This is a genomic window from Acidobacteriota bacterium, assembly GCA_033549365.1.
In the GTDB taxonomy this organism is placed as follows: Bacteria; Acidobacteriota; Aminicenantia; order Aminicenantales; family Saccharicenantaceae; genus JAWSUF01.
Genome location: JAWSUF010000001.1, coordinates 187,588 through 202,085, shown reverse-complemented (window position 1 = coordinate 202,085; position 14,498 = coordinate 187,588). Strand labels below are relative to the sequence as shown.

Sequence of the window (14,498 nt, the reverse complement as noted above, 5' to 3'; positions counted from 1 at the left end):
GCGGGTTTTCACGTACGACCCCCGGGTCCGGAGGTGTGCGCGGGTCAGGAGAGGGAGAGGGTGCGGGATGACACCGTCAAAAACGCGGCCAGCGCGGGATCGACATCCCGGATCTTCCGCCGCCCGTTCAAGAGCGATTGAGGCAGAGTCCTTCCGGCTTTGCGGAGATAGGAGAACCGGACGGGAAAGCGCGCCTGGCAGGCGCGCAGAAAACCGCGGCTGAAATATTCCGGCCTGCGGCCGGCCGATCCGATGTTCATGAGGAAACAGGAACGCCGGATCAAAGCCGCCAAGAATTCCATACGGTCGGGGTGAAGACCGGAATTTCTCCCTAAAACCAATCGGATGTATCCTTGGAGCTTGAGGATCAGGCCATCCAGGACGCCCTGGCCGGCCGCTTCCGTAAACAATGTCCGGTGGCCGCTCCGGATATCCTCAGAGACGTCCTGGAGGTCGTCGGCCAGCTGAAGAAACGTTCCGAATCCGAAGCAGAAATCCTCTTCGGCCGGGTCAAGACGCCCGGCCGTCAGATACCCGTCGGCCAGGACGGACGTCCCGCCTTTTTCCAGGCTGATCTCCAGAATGTCGGCCCGACCCGGAGAAAACCCGTTGTGCTGTTGGGAGAGGCTTCGAACCTGCGCATTGAATATCGCCAACATGGACCGGAAGACGCCGGGAACGTCCTTTCTGTCAAACATGTTTTCGATGCGGGCGATCAACCGCCGGATCTTGTCCTCGACCGGAGTTTCCGGCGATGGATTTGAGCCCTCAAGCCAGTCCTTGATCTTGGCGACCGTCGCCGCTTTCACCGCCGGAGACGCTCTGGGATCGTCCAGAAGATTGTCCAGATAGGGATAGATCATGCTGTAACCGAAGATCGCATCGGTATGCTCGATCGAACGGTCCAGGACGAACTGCAGGGTATTCATGATCCAGACATTGCGCAGGGCCTGGTAGACTTCGGGAATTCCGAGGTCGGGATCGAAGGATCGGACCTCGGTGATGAAACTTCGGGTGGATTCCACAAATCGGGCGTTATAGACGGTTTCGAGGGGCAGATCGAGCTCACCGAGAAGGCGGCCGAACAGGGGGCGAAGCCTGTCTGCAAAGCGGTCCAGGCCGTCGGCATCCGTTTCACATTCCGGATGCGCGTGCATTTCCGCCGCGCTTGAAATCTCCCCGGCAAGCTTTGAGAATTCTTTTTCAAAGGATCGGCGTTCCCCGCCGGAATAAATCCGTTCTTTTTCTTCCGGGTCAGGCGTTGCTTCCCGCCAAAGATCCGCGTATTCGCGGACCAGGGATTCCACGCGTGGACCCAAGGGTCCGGTTTCGCCGGAAAGCGCATGGGGTCTCTTCATGGCGGAGATATTCCGTCCGAAAATTTTGGTGTCGCGATTCGCGCGGCGACCGGTCGATGCGCTACGAACCGGCTAGTCGATCGTGACTTCCCAGATTCGGACTTGTCCGTTTTCACCGGCCAGCACGACGAGTTTGCCATTGGGCTGCCAGTCTGCTCCCCGGAGAGCGCCGCCGGGATGCGTGAGAGTCATCAGGCGTTCCCGGGTTTCCACATTGTAGATGGCTCCCTGTCCGTCATGCCCGACGACGATATAGCGTCCGCTGGGATCAAATGCGGCGGCGTATCCCGGGCCTTCGTCCCACTGCCGGAACTGGCCTCCGGTTGTGTTCCAGACCCGGACCGTGCCGTCCCGGCTTCCGGTCACCATGCGGTTTCCGTCCTGAGAAAAACGGATGCTGTAGACCGCCAGGGTATGGCCGCGGAATTCCCGGACCGAGCTGCCGGTGTTGACATCCAGAATGGCGACGCGGCCGTTCGTCCCGGCAGCGGCCAGCCAGCGGTTGTTGGGGTGAAAGGCCAGGGAATTCACGGCTTCGCCGGCGAAATCGAAGTTGTTGAGTTCGCTTCTGTCGTCCGTATTCCAGATCCTGATGGTCCCATCGTTCGATCCTGTGGCGACCTGATTGCCGGACCGGCGGAATGCCGCGGACAGGACTTCGCGGGTGTGTCCGGCCAACCGCGTCTTCAGCCCGCCTCCGGGAACTTCCCAAATCCGTGTGGTGGTGTCTCCGCCGGCCGTGGCCAGAAGACGGCTGTCCGCGGAAAATGCAGCGGCGAACACATGGGCCGAATGGCCGGACAGGGTCGCGACCTCGTCTCCCTCGGGCACGCGCCAGATCTTGGCGAGCTGCTCGGCGGAAGCCGTGGCGATGAACCGGCCGTCGGGACTGAAAACGGCGTCATAGATTCGGGCGCCGTGGGCGCCGAAGGATTTCAGGAGTTTCAGAGGTTCCGCTTTCGCCGGCGGTTCAGGCGTGACCGGGGCCTTGGGATCGGACTCGATCCGGGCCTCGGTCCACACCGCCCAATCGGAATCGGCGCTGGTGCCGGCTTCGGCCGTCAGATAGATGTCTCCGGTTTTTCCCGCATAGGCGGAAATATCCAGCTCTGCCCGGTCGATGCGTCCGTTATAGCGAATGTCGAGCGCAACGAGGACTCTTGATGAGGCCTCTTCCTGCGGCGTTCGCCCCTTGATCCGGGCCAGAAGCTCCTCTCTCAAGGGCTGTGTCCTGGCCGCCTTTTCCTGTTGGGGATCGATCCAGACAACGGCCAAACGAACGCCGTCCGATTTCTGGGCGTTCTGGATGAATCCGCCGGCGATCACCAGCCGCGGCCGGCCCTCGGGGACTGTGATATTGGCCAGGCGGCCCTCGATTCGTCCCAGCGATTTCCATTGGGGATGGGTATAGAGGATTCGTCCATAAGTTTTCCCATCTTCGAGGACGACGTCGTTTTTATACATGACGCTGCCGGGTTCACCTTCCTCTTTGCCGAATGTCAAAGTCCGGCCGTCTCCATTCCGCCAGAAACCGTCCTTGGCTTTGTCGACGAGATCGATGTTTTGCGCGGTGAGGGAAACCGCGAAAAACAAAACGCACGAAATCATAAAAAAACGTTTGAGGATAACCATGGAAGCTCTCCTTCTGACTTTGTATATATAAAGATAAAGAAATGTCCCCCAACTTGTCAAGGGACTTGTCATTCTGAACATGTTTGTTAGTCCGAGCCCTTTATGGTATTTTCGAAGTCGTGACTCCGACTTCACGGGATTTCCAGGTCTTCGCCAAGCCGGTCGGAGGCGCGTGTAATCTGGCCTGCCGATATTGTTACTACCACGAAAGCCTTTCGGGAACCCCGTCTTTCCGGATGCCCGGGCACGTGCTGGAGGCCTATATCCGGCAGCACATCTCCGCCTCTCCTGAGGAAACCATCAGGTTTTCCTGGCACGGCGGCGAACCGACACTCCTGGGTTTGGAGGGCTTTCGGAAAATTATCGCCGTTCAAAAAGCTCATTGTCCGGCGGGACGGCTTATCGCCAACGGCCTGCAGACAAACGGAACCCTGATCAACGAAGACTGGGGCCGGTTTCTGGCCGACGAGGGTTTTTCCGTAGGCCTCAGTCTGGACGGCCCCCGCGAACACCATGACCGCATGCGGACGGGCGGTGACGGAGCGGGCTCTTTCGATGCGGCCATGCGCGGTTATGACATCCTTCGGCGCTTCGGCGTTCTGACGGACGTCTTGTGTGTCGTGGGTGCCTGGAATGCCGGAGATCCGGCCGCAGTCTATCGTTTTTTCCTGGACATCGGCGCGCCCTTTGTCAGTTTTCTTCCTCTTGTCGAGAGACGGCCGGATCTTCCGGACGGCCCCGGTCCAGATTCCGTACCGGCCGAAGCCTGGGGTGATTTTCTCTGCGCCGTTTTCGACATGTGGACGGCCGGCGGCATTGGAAGGATCAAGATTCAGATCTTCGAGGAAGCTCTCCGCACGGCCTTCGGACAGGACCATTCGCTCTGCATTTTCCGCCCGATTTGCGGCGATATTCCCATTATTGAAAAAAACGGCGACGTTTTTTCCTGCGACCATTTTGTCGATCCGGAACACCGCCTCGGAAACATTATGGAGACGCCGCTTGCCGATCTCCTGGACAGCCCGCGGCAGAAAGCGTTCGGGTCGGCCAAGCGGGACGATCTGCCTCGTATCTGCGCGACCTGCGAAGTCCTGGACATGTGCCATGGGGAATGCCCGAAAAACCGTTTCCTCAAGTCACCGGACGGCGAGGACGGCTGGAATTACCTGTGCCGGGGATACAAGCGTTTTTTCAACCACTGCGGGCCGTTTGTCGCCCAGGTCGCCGAGGTCTGGCGGCGGCGGACCGGAAAAGTCTTGTCTGAAAGAGAGGTTTAAAATGCGCCGTTCCATGAGAGGGATTGTCATTGCGGTCCTGATCCTGTCGGGTTTTGCCGTCCGGAGTGCGGCCCAGGGCCGCGTCATCGATTACGAACGCGCCGACGGGTTAAGGAAAAAGTTCACCGAAGCGGTGGCCGATCTTCCCGAACGGGCCGTTTGGATCGAAGACACACCCCGATTCTGGTACAGGAAAACGGTCAAAGGCGGGAACGCCTTCGTGCTCTGTGACGCGGCAACTCTGAGTGTTGGTCCGGCCTTCGATCATGACAAGCTTGCCGCCTCTCTGTCCGCGGCGTCCAAGGCGGAATACACGGCCGTGACGTTGCCCTTTAACAGAATTTCGTATGTTGAAGAAGAAAAATCCATGGAATTCGAGGCCGCGGATTTCCGATGGCGCTGCAACCTGGAAACTTATGTTTTGGAAAAGATCGGACCGGTCGAACGCCGCCGAGACGGCTGGCAGAGGGTCGGCTGGCCCAAAGCCCGGGCCGCCTCCGAGGAATCCAAAACCTCTCCCGACGGAAAATGGGAGGCGTTCATCGAGAACTTCAATGTTTTCGTCCGGTCCATGGAAACGCGGGAGAAAACCCCGCTGAGCTTTGAGGGGAGTGAGGGCGATTATTATGCCTTCGAATCCCTGGCCTGGTCTCCCGACTCGAAAAAAATCGCGGCCTATCGTATCCGGCCCGGTTTTACGCGCGTTATTTCCTATGTGGAGTCCTCGCCGGCGGACAGACTTCAACCCGTCTCCGGAACCCTCGAATACACGAAACCGGGCGACCCCCTGGATATTCCGCAACCGGTGCTTTTCGAAGTGGAAAGCCGGGTCCGCCACGAAGTCGACGACGGCCTGTTTCCCAACCCCTACAATCTCTCTCTTCCGGTCTGGCGGAAAGACGGCCGGGGCTTCACCTTCGAATACAACGCCCGCGGCCATCAGCTTTTCCGCGTCATCGAAGTCGCCGCCGGAATGGGAGAACCCCGGGCGCTCATCAGCGAGGAGACGGAGACATTTTTCAATTATTCCGGAAAAAAATTCCGCCACGATGTCGACGACGGCCGCGAAATCATCTGGATGTCGGAGCGGGACGGATGGAATCATCTGTATCTCTATGACGGCGCCTCGGGCACCGTCAAGAATCAAATCACGGCGGGGGAGTGGGTGGTGCGCGGCGTGGACAAAGTCGACGAGGAGAACCGCATTATCTGGTTCCACGCCGGCGGCATGAATCCCGGTATCGATCCTTACTTCGTCCATTATTACCGGATCGATTTCGACGGACAAAATCTCGTCGCCCTGACCGAGGGCGATGCCCACCACACGGTCAGCCTTTCTCCCGACCGGAAATTCTATGCCGAAATCCGTTCGCGCGTCGATCGGCCGCCCGTCATGCGGCTCCGGCAAACGGAGAACGGAAAGATCCTTCGGGAGCTTGAACATGTCGACATCTCCGGCCTGAAAAAGGCCGGCTGGCGGGCTCCCGAAGTTTTCAAGGCCAAAGGACGGGACGGGGCAACGGACATTTGGGGCGTCATCGTCAGGCCGACGAACTTCGACCCGAAACGGAAATATCCGGTCATCGAAAACATCTACGCCGGACCGCACAGCGCCCATGTTCCAAAGGTATTCCTGCCCTACAGCGGCATGATGGCGGTCGCCGAACTGGGTTTCATCGTCGTCCAGATCGACGGCATGGGAACCAGCCACCGTTCCAAGGCCTTTCACGATGTCTGCTGGCAAAATCTCGGCGATGCCGGTTTTCCCGACCGCATCCTCTGGCACAAGGCCGTTGCGGCGAAATACGCGCATTATGACCTGCGCCGCGTCGGAATCTATGGAACCTCGGCCGGAGCCCAGAACGCCATGGGGGCGCTTCTCTTTCACCCGGAGTTCTACCACGCCGCCTATGCCTCCTGCGGCTGCCACGACAACCGGATGGACAAAATCTGGTGGAACGAACAGTGGATGGGCTGGCCCCTGGGGCCCCACTATGCGGCGTCCTCAAATGTCGACAACGCTCACCGCCTCAAGGGCAAGCTTCTTCTTGTCGTCGGGGAAATGGACACCAACGTCGATCCCGCATCCACAATGCAGGTCGTGGATGCCCTGATCAAGGCCGGAAAATCCTTCGATCTTCTGGTCCTGCCGGGGGCCAATCACACCGGAGGCGGCGCTTACGGCGAGAGAAAGAGAAACGACTTCTTCGTCAGACACCTTCTCGGAGTCGATCCTCCCGATTGGAACAGGCTCGAACCGAAAACCCGGACGGGCCTCAGGCCTTGAGTTTTTCCTTGAAAAAGTCGAGCGTTCTCTCCCAGGCCAGCCGGGCCGCTTCCTCATTGTAACGGGCGCGATTCGCGTCGTTGAAGAAGGCGTGCTGGGCGCCCTCGTACATGAAGATCCTGTAGTCGATGCCGGCTTTTTTGAGGGCCTCCTCGAAGGCCGGAATGCCGGCGTTGATGCGCTCATCGTCCCCGGCATAGTGAAGAAGAAGCGAGGCCTGGATGCGCGGAACGTCCTCGGCGGCCGGTTGGCTTCCGTAAAAGGGGACGGCCGCGTCCAGGTCCGGAGAATGGACGGCCACCTGGTTGGTGACGGCGCCTCCCCAGCAAAAGCCCACGCAGGCGACCTTGCCGGTCGAAAGCGGATGGGTCTTCAGGTAGGCGACGGCGGCGGCGAAGTTTTTCGTCGTTTCCGAGCGGTCGAGCTTCTGCATCAGGCCGCGGGCCTCATCCACGTCTTCGGGCGTGCCTCCGAGAGGCGACAGCGCATCCGGAGCCAGGGCCTGGTAGCCCTCGAGAGCGAAGCGCCGGGCGACGTCTTTTGTGTGAGGGTTCAGGCCGCGGTTTTCATGAATGACGACAACGCCGGGGAACTTGGCCTCGTCCGCCGGCCGGGCGAGGTGGCCTTTCATTTCTCCCGATGGAGCGGGGTAAGAGATGTCCTCAACATGAAGGCGCTTGTCGTCAGCGGCGACGAATTGAATGGAAGATGCCGCGCCGACCCGAGCGGGCAGACCTGCCGCCGCCGCCGCCGTTCCTCCGGCGATGAGGACCAGTCTCGAAAGAAATTCCCGGCGGTCGATCCGGCCCTCCGAAAAAAGGTCGAACAATTCACCGACTTGCTGATTCATGGAAAGTCCCTCCTTTTTTAGCCGGGACTCTGTTCCCGGCCGTCCTATCAAGCGATCTTTACGCTTGTTTTGATTCGTCCTGCGATCAATTCGCTTGCGGATAAAGCAGGCTGTTCAACAGGAACTTGAAGGTCCCGTGGGACTGGCCGCGGTGGTGCCCGGCGATGCCGATGAGGATGATCCGCCCGTTCTTGTGGGAAACGTCGACGACGGCCGCCTTGCGGGCGATTTCCTCCTCCCCGAGCAGCCAGCCGCTGAGCAGGATGTTTCTCTCCGGGAAGGAGGCCACGACCTTGCGGTCCCATCCCATGGGCGGGACCCAGGTGTCCAGGGCCAGGCTTCCGGAAAAAACGGCGGGCGTCATTTCGGCCAGCCCGTAGCCGATCGGCGTTGTCGGATCGACGTCGAGTTTCAGGATCGACGTCGGGCAGAAGAACCGCGTCCGGTCGATCCGCTCGACGGCGTTGCGGGCCGGAACCGGGAATTCCCGAAGAATAAAATTCGAGGCCTGATTGTTGGCCACCAGAATCCCGCCCTTTTCGACAAAGGCCTTGAGGGCGTCGACACCCTCTTTTTCGATGCCGCCTTCATATTCGGGGGGCATCGGCGTCATGAAACGGGCAAATTCGCTGCCGGCGCCGGGGCGTCCGCTCTTGATGATATCGGGGTTTTCGGAGGCAAAGATGATGACGTCGTAAGAGGCCCTGAGGTCGACCTTTTTCCCCTTCTCACTTTTGAAATCGCTGTTACGGAGCGTGGTGTAAGAAACGCCCATGTCGTCGAAAATATAGCGAACCCAACCTTCGTCCATATTGGAGCGCCAGGACCGGTAGACTCCGATCCGGGGATTCTTAACCGCGGCCTTGCTCAGGCCGTCGATGGACTTCAACGCGCGGGGTTCGATGGGCCATTTTTCGAGAAGCCCGGAAAGGGCTTTCCCGATTTCCGGAGTGTTTCCGACGATGAAACTTCCCGGGGCCGCTTCGAAGCCGTCCGCCACGACGCTTCCTGCGGTCCGCCAGACTTCGGCGTTTTTCTTGAGAAGTTCGAAAACGACGGCATACGAGGCGTTGGACCGGGCGTCAAAAAGAAGGTACGGTGGGCCGTCCGGGACTTCCGGGATGTTTGCGGGCGCGGATTCGAGTTTTGTCAGCCTGGCTTCGAACGGCGTTTTGATCTCGTCGCAGGCGACGCCCATCTGGAGCGGAAGCGTCCAGCCGGCGTTGTCGTAGGGAGGGATGGGGGGGCCGCCCGGATATTCACGGAGATCGGGATATCTCTGTTTTTCGAGCAGGCTGCGGGCATAAGGCTTGAAGGGTTGAGCCATCAAAACGACAAACGAACCGGCCGGGTAGTACCGTCCGCCGGCGATGAAGGGTTCTTCGGCTTTGTGAATTTCGATGCCGCCGAACATCAGGATGCCGAGCATGCGCCGGGTGGTCGGCGTGTCGCGCTGTTCGGCCGGGATGACGAAGGCGAAGGGCTGATCCTTATCGGTCGTCTCAATGCTCAGTTTGGAGGCCAGGTAGGAGTTGTAAAGGAAGTCTTCCTTGTAGAGTGCGGCCGTCCGGACGAGGCTTTTCGTCAAGGTGAGCTCATAGTCCACGAGGTCGCGCAGCCGCCACCAGCCGCCGGGCCAGGGATCGAGGAAATGCATGCGGCGTTCGACATAGGATTGCGGCACCTCGGTGGGGTCGATATAGATCGGGGAGGCGATGCGCACCGACGCCATTTCGCTCAGGATGCCCACGGTGTTGTGAAGCCATGACGTGTCGTTGCAGGCTCCGATCCACCATCCCGTGAAATTCCGGCTGTTCTCGATCCCCTGGAAACCGGCGCTCTGAAGATCGTAGGCCATGGTCGTTCCCAGGAGGTTGATGCCCCGCCAGATGAGGGGATGGACATTCGGAAGCGGGGGGTCCTGGTAGGGCGGGATGAAGAGCCGAGCGCCCGTCGAGCCCATCTGGTGTTCGTCGATGTGGATCTGGGGAAACCATTCATGGTAGAGCACACGGGATACGGCCCGGGTTTCGGCCAGGTTGAACATGAGCCAGTCGCGGTTGTTGTTATGGCCGGCGTAGTGATGGTAGAGCCAGGGCATGTTGCCGCCTTCGAACGGCGTGCCGACATATTTGCGATACCACTCGGTGACCATTTGATGGCCGTCGGGATTGGAGGTCGGAATGAGGAGGACAATGACGTCTCGCAGGGCTTCTTCGATATCGAAAAACGCTTTTCCGGCGACGAGATCATAGGCGAATTCCATGGCCATTTGGGAGGCGGCGATCTCCGTCGCATGGAGGCTGCAGGTGATGGTCACGATGACCTTACCGTCCCGGGCCAGGCGACGGGCGTCATCGTCCGTGAGTCCCCGGGCCATTTTGAGCTTGCGGGCCGTCTCGCGATACTCATCGAGACGGGCCATATTGTCTTCGGATGTGATCACGGCCATGATCATGGGTTTGCCCAATGTGGATGTCCCGATTTCGAGCAATTTGAGCTTGGGCGATTCGCTGTCGAGGAGTCGAAAATAGGCCTTGATCTGATCGTAGTCGGCCAACTTCCGGTCGGCTCCCACGGCATGTCCGAGGAACGTCTCGGGCGGTGTCTGGGAAAAGAGCGCCGCCGGCAGAACAAGGCCGGCGATGAGAAGCGCAATTGCGGATCGACGGAGCATCGGTAGGGCGGACATGGAGACCTCCTCGCGAAAAATATTAATGCCGGGATTGGCGGAGAAGCAGCATGCGCAGAAGCTGCATGGCGGCCATCCCGGTCGATGCGACATACGTCAGGGCGGCGGCGGACAACACTTTGCGGGCGCCGGTCAATTCCTGGGGCGTGAGGAAGCTTCGCTCCCGGAGAAGCGCGAGGGCGCGGCGGGAGGCGTTGAACTCGACGGGCAGCGTAACCACGGTGAAGAGCACGGCGCCGGTGAAAAGAAGGATGCCGATGTCCATGAGGACGCTCGGGCCTTCACTGAAAATGAATCCGATGAAAAACAGGGGAAAGGCCAGGGTGGATCCCAGGTTGGCCACGGGGTAGATCAGGCTTCTGAGGTGCATGGGGGCGTAACCCGAGGCGTGCTGGATGGCATGCCCGGCCTCGTGGGCGGCGATGCCCAGGGCGGCGATGGACGAACTCGAGAAGACGCCCTCGGACAACCGCAGAGCCTTTTTTCGCGGGTCATAATGGTCGGTGAGCTGTCCCGGCGTCCTTTCGACGCGGACGTCGGAGGCTCGGCTTGTCTGGAGGATCTGGTGTGCGGCTTCGGCGCCGGAAATGCGGGAGGCGGCGAAAACCCGGCTGAACTTGGCATACGTGCTCTTGACCTTGGATTGGGCATAGAGCGCCAAAATCAAGGGAGGAATCAAAAGAAAAAACGTCGAATCCAGAAACATGATCGCATCCTTTACCGAAACAAGAATACACGAAAAAAGCCATTCTGTGAATTCCCCGCCGAAGTTAAAAATTGACAAAAGAATTGCGGAGGAATAGGATTTCTGCGACTAAAGATATGTCGATGAACTTCGAGAAAGGAATGCGAATGCGGAACACCCGTTTCTTCCGCCTCCCGTTTGCGGTCATCGTTGCGATAAGCGGTCTCTTGTTTTTGGAGGGTTTTTCCGCGGGCCAGGAGGCGGCGCGGTCCGAAATCGCTTTCGAGGAAGAGATGATCCGGGCCGAGGCGTTTTTCGAGAGAGGCGCCTATAAAGAAGCCGCCGAAAGCTATTTAAAGGCGTCCGCGATGACGACAAGCCCGATGAGCAAGTCGCGGGCCTACCTGGGACTGTCCCTCTGTGCCTATTATCAACAGGATCTTTCAGGGACCCGATTCTGGTTGGGAAAAATCCTGGAAGTCGATCCCAACAAGGAAATTTCCGCCCTGTTTTATCCGGCGGCATTCATTCGGATGTTCCAGGAAGTCCGCGACGAGGCCGGCTCGGACGTCCCGGAGCGATCCGCGCCTTCCCGCCCCGCAGTCCAACCCGCGGCCGAACCCGAAGAACCTTCGATTCAAACCGGGTCGCCGTATCGAACCCAACGGACGTTTTTTCCATTTTCGGAATGGCGCGACAGGCTGGAAATCGAAGTCCATGTTTCCTCCTGGAGCCTGAATCCCATCCTCAACATGGTCTCGGAGACTTTGAGCGACGAGGTGGGCAAGGTCGTCCGCGATGAGATCCGCAGGGAAGTGCGCCGGAAAAGGCCGGACCTGCAACCCGCATTCGATGAATCCGATGTCGTCATCGGCTCCAGCGGATCGAACACCGGTTTCGGGTTCCGCATTTATCCCCGGGGCCGCTCCGGGGCGTTCAGCGTGGGTTTTTCGCTTGAAAAAACGGTCATGAAAGCCACGGTCGATGGGGCGGTCACCCAGGTCTTCTCAAATGGATCCCGGGCCGTCGTCGATGCCCAGGCTTATGTCGAAATGCGGCCCTGGTCGACCCATATGAATTTCCGTTGGGATTTTCTGCCCTCCCGGCGAATCTCGCCCTTGATTGTCCTGGGGCTGGGGTTGGCCCGCCTCGACGGAATCGTGGGCTATTCCTATACCGGGACGTATTTCTGGGAGGGTCCGGAGGAAACGATCGGTGAATCGGACGAGAAGGACTTCAAGACCGCCGAGGAGGAAATCGGCGACAGCATTCCCAATATCCTGCCTTTCGTGCAGGCCTGCCTGGGCTTGCGGGCCGAACTCTATCGGGGGTTGTCTCTCCGCGCCGAGGCGGGATTCTGGAACGGAATCATTTTCCGGGGCGGTTTGAGCTACCGGTTCTAATCCCCGGTTTCTTCCCTTCCGCCGGAGGATGACCTATAATATGAGGCGGCCGCGCTAGACGGGGAGCTAGCGGTGCCCTGTAGCCCACAACCCGCTGCAGTGGGGTCGAATCCCCCGTCGAGGCCGGCTCTTTTTCCGGCAGCGCCGCCGCGAGCGGCGATGAAGGATCGGGCCCTGCGCAAAGGCCCTCCTGTGAACCCCGTCAGGACCGGAAGGTAGCAGCGGCAGCAGTCAGGCGTCTTGTGCGGCAGCCAGCCCGGCCGGAGCCGCGGACGGCGGTGGCGCGGGGAGAGGGCGGTCGGAACGGGGTGCGCGGCCGTTTTTCCCGACTGCGGGTTGATCTCACAACCCGAGGGATTTTAAAAGAACGTCGATCTCCGCGCGGTCTTTGTCCGTGGCGGGAAGAAGGGGGAGGCGGACCGGCCCTCCGTAGAAGCCCCTCATGTCGAGCGCCGCCTTCAATCCGGGGATGCCCCGCGCTTCCGTGGCCAATCGGTTCAGGGGAACGATGTCGAGTTGACGTTTCCGTGCCCCCTCAAAATCACCCTGGACAAAAAGCCGGTACATGTCCGCACAGACCTCCGGGACGGCGTCGGCCACGGCCAGGATGGCGCCCGAAGCTCCCATCTGGAGGGCGGGGACAACGACGCTTCCCGCGCCGAGGAGATAGGAAAAATCCTGCGGCAGACGGCGGACGACGGCGGCGAGAAGGGTCAGGTTTCCCGAACTTTCCTTGAGTCCGGCGATGTTGTCATGATCGGAGAGTTCGACGATGAGTTCGGCTTCGAGGGAAAAGCCCGTATTCTGCGGGATGTTGTAGACGATGACGGGAACGGGTGAATCATCGGCCGTCTTGAGGAAAAATGTCCGGAGCGTCTCCCGGTCCATCCTGGACTTGTAATATGACGGCGGACGGATCAGGGCGAAGTCGGCGCCGAGATCGGCAGCGCGGCGCGTCGCCTCGACGGTCGCTCGCAGGGATTCCCGGGCCGTCCCGGCGATCAGGATTTTTTCCGGTCCGGCGGCTTCCCGGGCGGTTTTGACGACGGCGGCCGATTCGTCGTCGGAGAGAAGAACGCATTCTCCCGTCGATCCGCAGACAAGGTATCCGGACAATTCCGACCTGTTGTAGAGGGCGATATTGAAGGCGAGCTTTCCGGTCGAGACCTGGTCGTTTTCGAAGGGAGTTGTCAGGGCGGGGATGATTCCCGTCAATGGTTTAGTCGTCATTTTCAATTTCTCTCAGTTCGGCCTCGTCCAGGCCGAAAAAATGTCCGATTTCGTGAAGGACGGTGTCCCGGATCTGGGTCCGGATTTCGTCCTCGGTGGAGCTGATGTTTTCGATGGGACGGCGGTAGATCACAATGACGTCGGGAGCGACATTTCCGTAATAGGGGCCGCGGTGTTCGAGAGGAACGCCGTGATAAAGGCCGAGAAGCCCGCTGCCGCGCGGAGACCGGTCCTCGACCATGATGGCGATATTTTTAAGATATTTGCGGAATCTCCGGGGGAGCCGGGCCACGGTTTCTTCGACAAGCTTCTCGAAGCGTTCCCGGCCGATCGAAACTCCGCGGCGGTTTTTCATGACTCGATTCCCCGGCGGGCCGGAACCCCCGCATCGTAATAATGCTTGAGGCTTTTCATTTCCGTCACCAGGTCGGCCCGGTCGATGATCGAAGAGGGCGCGCATCGGCCGGTCAGCACGATCTCCACACCGTCGGGCCGGCGGTCCAGAAATTCATGGACCTCGGCTTCGGTCAGAATCCGGAAATGGAGGGCCGTATGAATCTCGTCCAGGATGATCAGTTGATAACGGCCGGACAGCATGGCCCGGAGACAGGTTTGCAATCCTTTGCGGCCCCTCAGAATGTCATCCTCGGTGACTCCGTCCGGCCCGAAAATCAGTCCCTCGCGACCGAACTTTCGGACGACGATGAACGGGCGGAGTTTGGCCGCGGCCCGGATCTCTCCGGACGGCCGCTTCTTGAGGAACTGGCCGATGAAAACCCCCATCCTGTTGCCTGCAGCCCGCAGAGCCAGTCCGAAGGCGGCCGTCGTTTTTCCCTTGCCGTCGCCCGTGTAGACCTGAATCCGTCCGCGGAAGCCGGATCTCACGAAACCTTTTTTCATGTTCCTTATTGTGACCTATGACCCGCGATTTTGTCAAAGACCACTTAACCTCGTTGGGTCTCTCTTTTTCTCAGGCTAGAAATTCTTGCCGAGGCTTCCACAGGACGCAGGGTGGATCCCGGAGCAAGCCGTCGTAGGGTCGAGCGGGCACGGATCCGAAGCTGCAAGCTGAGGAGAGCGAGAC

11 protein-coding genes and 1 other RNA gene are annotated in these 14,498 nt (G+C 59.7%); 4 read left to right on the top strand and 8 right to left on the bottom strand.

Annotation, left to right across the window (positions count from 1 at the left end; genetic code table 11):
* Positions 1-44 precede the first annotated feature (44 nt).
* Positions 45-1,358, bottom strand: a complete 1,314-nt coding sequence (locus tag SCM96_00825; protein MDW7759164.1) for a hypothetical protein — start codon at positions 1,356-1,358, stop codon at positions 45-47.
* 72 nt (positions 1,359-1,430) lie between these two features.
* Positions 1,431-2,990 carry a WD40 repeat domain-containing protein gene (locus SCM96_00820; protein ID MDW7759163.1) on the bottom strand — a complete coding sequence of 520 codons (1,560 nt, stop codon included), beginning with the start codon at positions 2,988-2,990 and terminating at the stop codon, positions 1,431-1,433.
* A gap of 119 nt (positions 2,991-3,109) precedes the next feature.
* Between SCM96_00820 and SCM96_00815 the strand changes: the two genes are divergently transcribed.
* A complete protein-coding gene (locus SCM96_00815; protein MDW7759162.1) occupies positions 3,110-4,267 on the top strand; it encodes an anaerobic sulfatase maturase in 1,158 nt (385 codons plus the stop codon).
* A gap of 1 nt (position 4,268) precedes the next feature.
* Entirely contained in the window at positions 4,269-6,554 is a 2,286-nt protein-coding gene (locus tag SCM96_00810) for a prolyl oligopeptidase family serine peptidase (GenBank protein MDW7759161.1), read from the top strand.
* On the opposite strand, the gene SCM96_00805 is transcribed toward SCM96_00810, so the two are convergent.
* From SCM96_00805 to SCM96_00795, 3 genes are all read right to left on the bottom strand, one after another.
* Entirely contained in the window at positions 6,544-7,404 is an 861-nt protein-coding gene (locus SCM96_00805) for a dienelactone hydrolase family protein (protein ID MDW7759160.1), read from the bottom strand. The genes SCM96_00810 and SCM96_00805 overlap by 11 nt on opposite strands.
* An 85-nt stretch (positions 7,405-7,489) precedes the next feature.
* The gene (locus SCM96_00800; GenBank protein MDW7759159.1) at positions 7,490-10,096 is read right to left on the bottom strand and encodes a M14 family metallopeptidase; all 2,607 of its coding nucleotides are present in this window, start codon (positions 10,094-10,096) and stop codon (positions 7,490-7,492) included.
* Positions 10,097-10,118: 22 nt separating this feature from the next.
* Positions 10,119-10,802 carry a zinc metallopeptidase gene (locus SCM96_00795; GenBank protein MDW7759158.1) on the bottom strand — a complete coding sequence of 228 codons (684 nt, stop codon included), beginning with the start codon at positions 10,800-10,802 and terminating at the stop codon, positions 10,119-10,121.
* 122 nt (positions 10,803-10,924) lie between these two features.
* Here SCM96_00795 and SCM96_00790 point away from each other — a divergent pair, with 122 nt between their 5' ends.
* Complete coding sequence (locus SCM96_00790) at positions 10,925-12,184, top strand: hypothetical protein (protein ID MDW7759157.1); 1,260 nt, start codon at positions 10,925-10,927, stop codon at positions 12,182-12,184.
* A 49-nt stretch (positions 12,185-12,233) separates the two neighbouring features.
* An RNA gene (ffs, locus tag SCM96_00785) (signal recognition particle sRNA large type) lies at positions 12,234-12,500 on the top strand.
* A 26-nt stretch (positions 12,501-12,526) separates the two neighbouring features.
* Here ffs and SCM96_00780 read toward each other — a convergent pair.
* The 3 genes from SCM96_00780 to SCM96_00770 are packed head-to-tail and all read right to left on the bottom strand — an operon-like array spanning position 12,527 to position 14,314.
* Positions 12,527-13,414, bottom strand: coding sequence for a dihydrodipicolinate synthase family protein (locus SCM96_00780; protein MDW7759156.1), 888 nt, complete (start codon positions 13,412-13,414; stop codon positions 12,527-12,529).
* On the bottom strand, positions 13,404-13,769 hold the full coding sequence (locus SCM96_00775; protein ID MDW7759155.1) for a metallopeptidase family protein: 366 nt from the start codon (positions 13,767-13,769) through the stop codon (positions 13,404-13,406). The genes SCM96_00780 and SCM96_00775 overlap by 11 nt, the downstream gene beginning before the upstream one ends.
* A complete protein-coding gene (locus SCM96_00770) occupies positions 13,766-14,314 on the bottom strand; it encodes a cob(I)yrinic acid a,c-diamide adenosyltransferase (GenBank protein ID MDW7759154.1) in 549 nt (182 codons plus the stop codon). The genes SCM96_00775 and SCM96_00770 overlap by 4 nt, the downstream gene beginning before the upstream one ends.
* Positions 14,315-14,498 lie beyond the last annotated feature (184 nt).

Bases quoted from the DNA above. Each gene is read 5' to 3' on its own strand.
- SCM96_00805 (MDW7759160.1), bottom strand. From the start codon at position 7,404: ATGAATCAGCAAGTCGGTGAATTGTTCGACCTTTTTTCGGAGGGCCGG.
- SCM96_00820 (MDW7759163.1), bottom strand. From the start codon at position 2,990: ATGGTTATCCTCAAACGTTTTTTTATGATTTCGTGCGTTTTGTTTTTC.
- SCM96_00795 (MDW7759158.1), bottom strand. From the start codon at position 10,802: ATGTTTCTGGATTCGACGTTTTTTCTTTTGATTCCTCCCTTGATTTTG.
- SCM96_00800 (MDW7759159.1), bottom strand. From the start codon at position 10,096: ATGTCCGCCCTACCGATGCTCCGTCGATCCGCAATTGCGCTTCTCATC.
- SCM96_00790 (MDW7759157.1), top strand. From the start codon at position 10,925: ATGAACTTCGAGAAAGGAATGCGAATGCGGAACACCCGTTTCTTCCGC.
- SCM96_00810 (MDW7759161.1), top strand. From the start codon at position 4,269: ATGCGCCGTTCCATGAGAGGGATTGTCATTGCGGTCCTGATCCTGTCG.
- SCM96_00775 (MDW7759155.1), bottom strand. From the start codon at position 13,769: ATGAAAAACCGCCGCGGAGTTTCGATCGGCCGGGAACGCTTCGAGAAG.
- SCM96_00825 (MDW7759164.1), bottom strand. From the start codon at position 1,358: ATGAAGAGACCCCATGCGCTTTCCGGCGAAACCGGACCCTTGGGTCCA.
- SCM96_00780 (MDW7759156.1), bottom strand. From the start codon at position 13,414: ATGACGACTAAACCATTGACGGGAATCATCCCCGCCCTGACAACTCCC.
- SCM96_00770 (MDW7759154.1), bottom strand. From the start codon at position 14,314: ATGAAAAAAGGTTTCGTGAGATCCGGCTTCCGCGGACGGATTCAGGTC.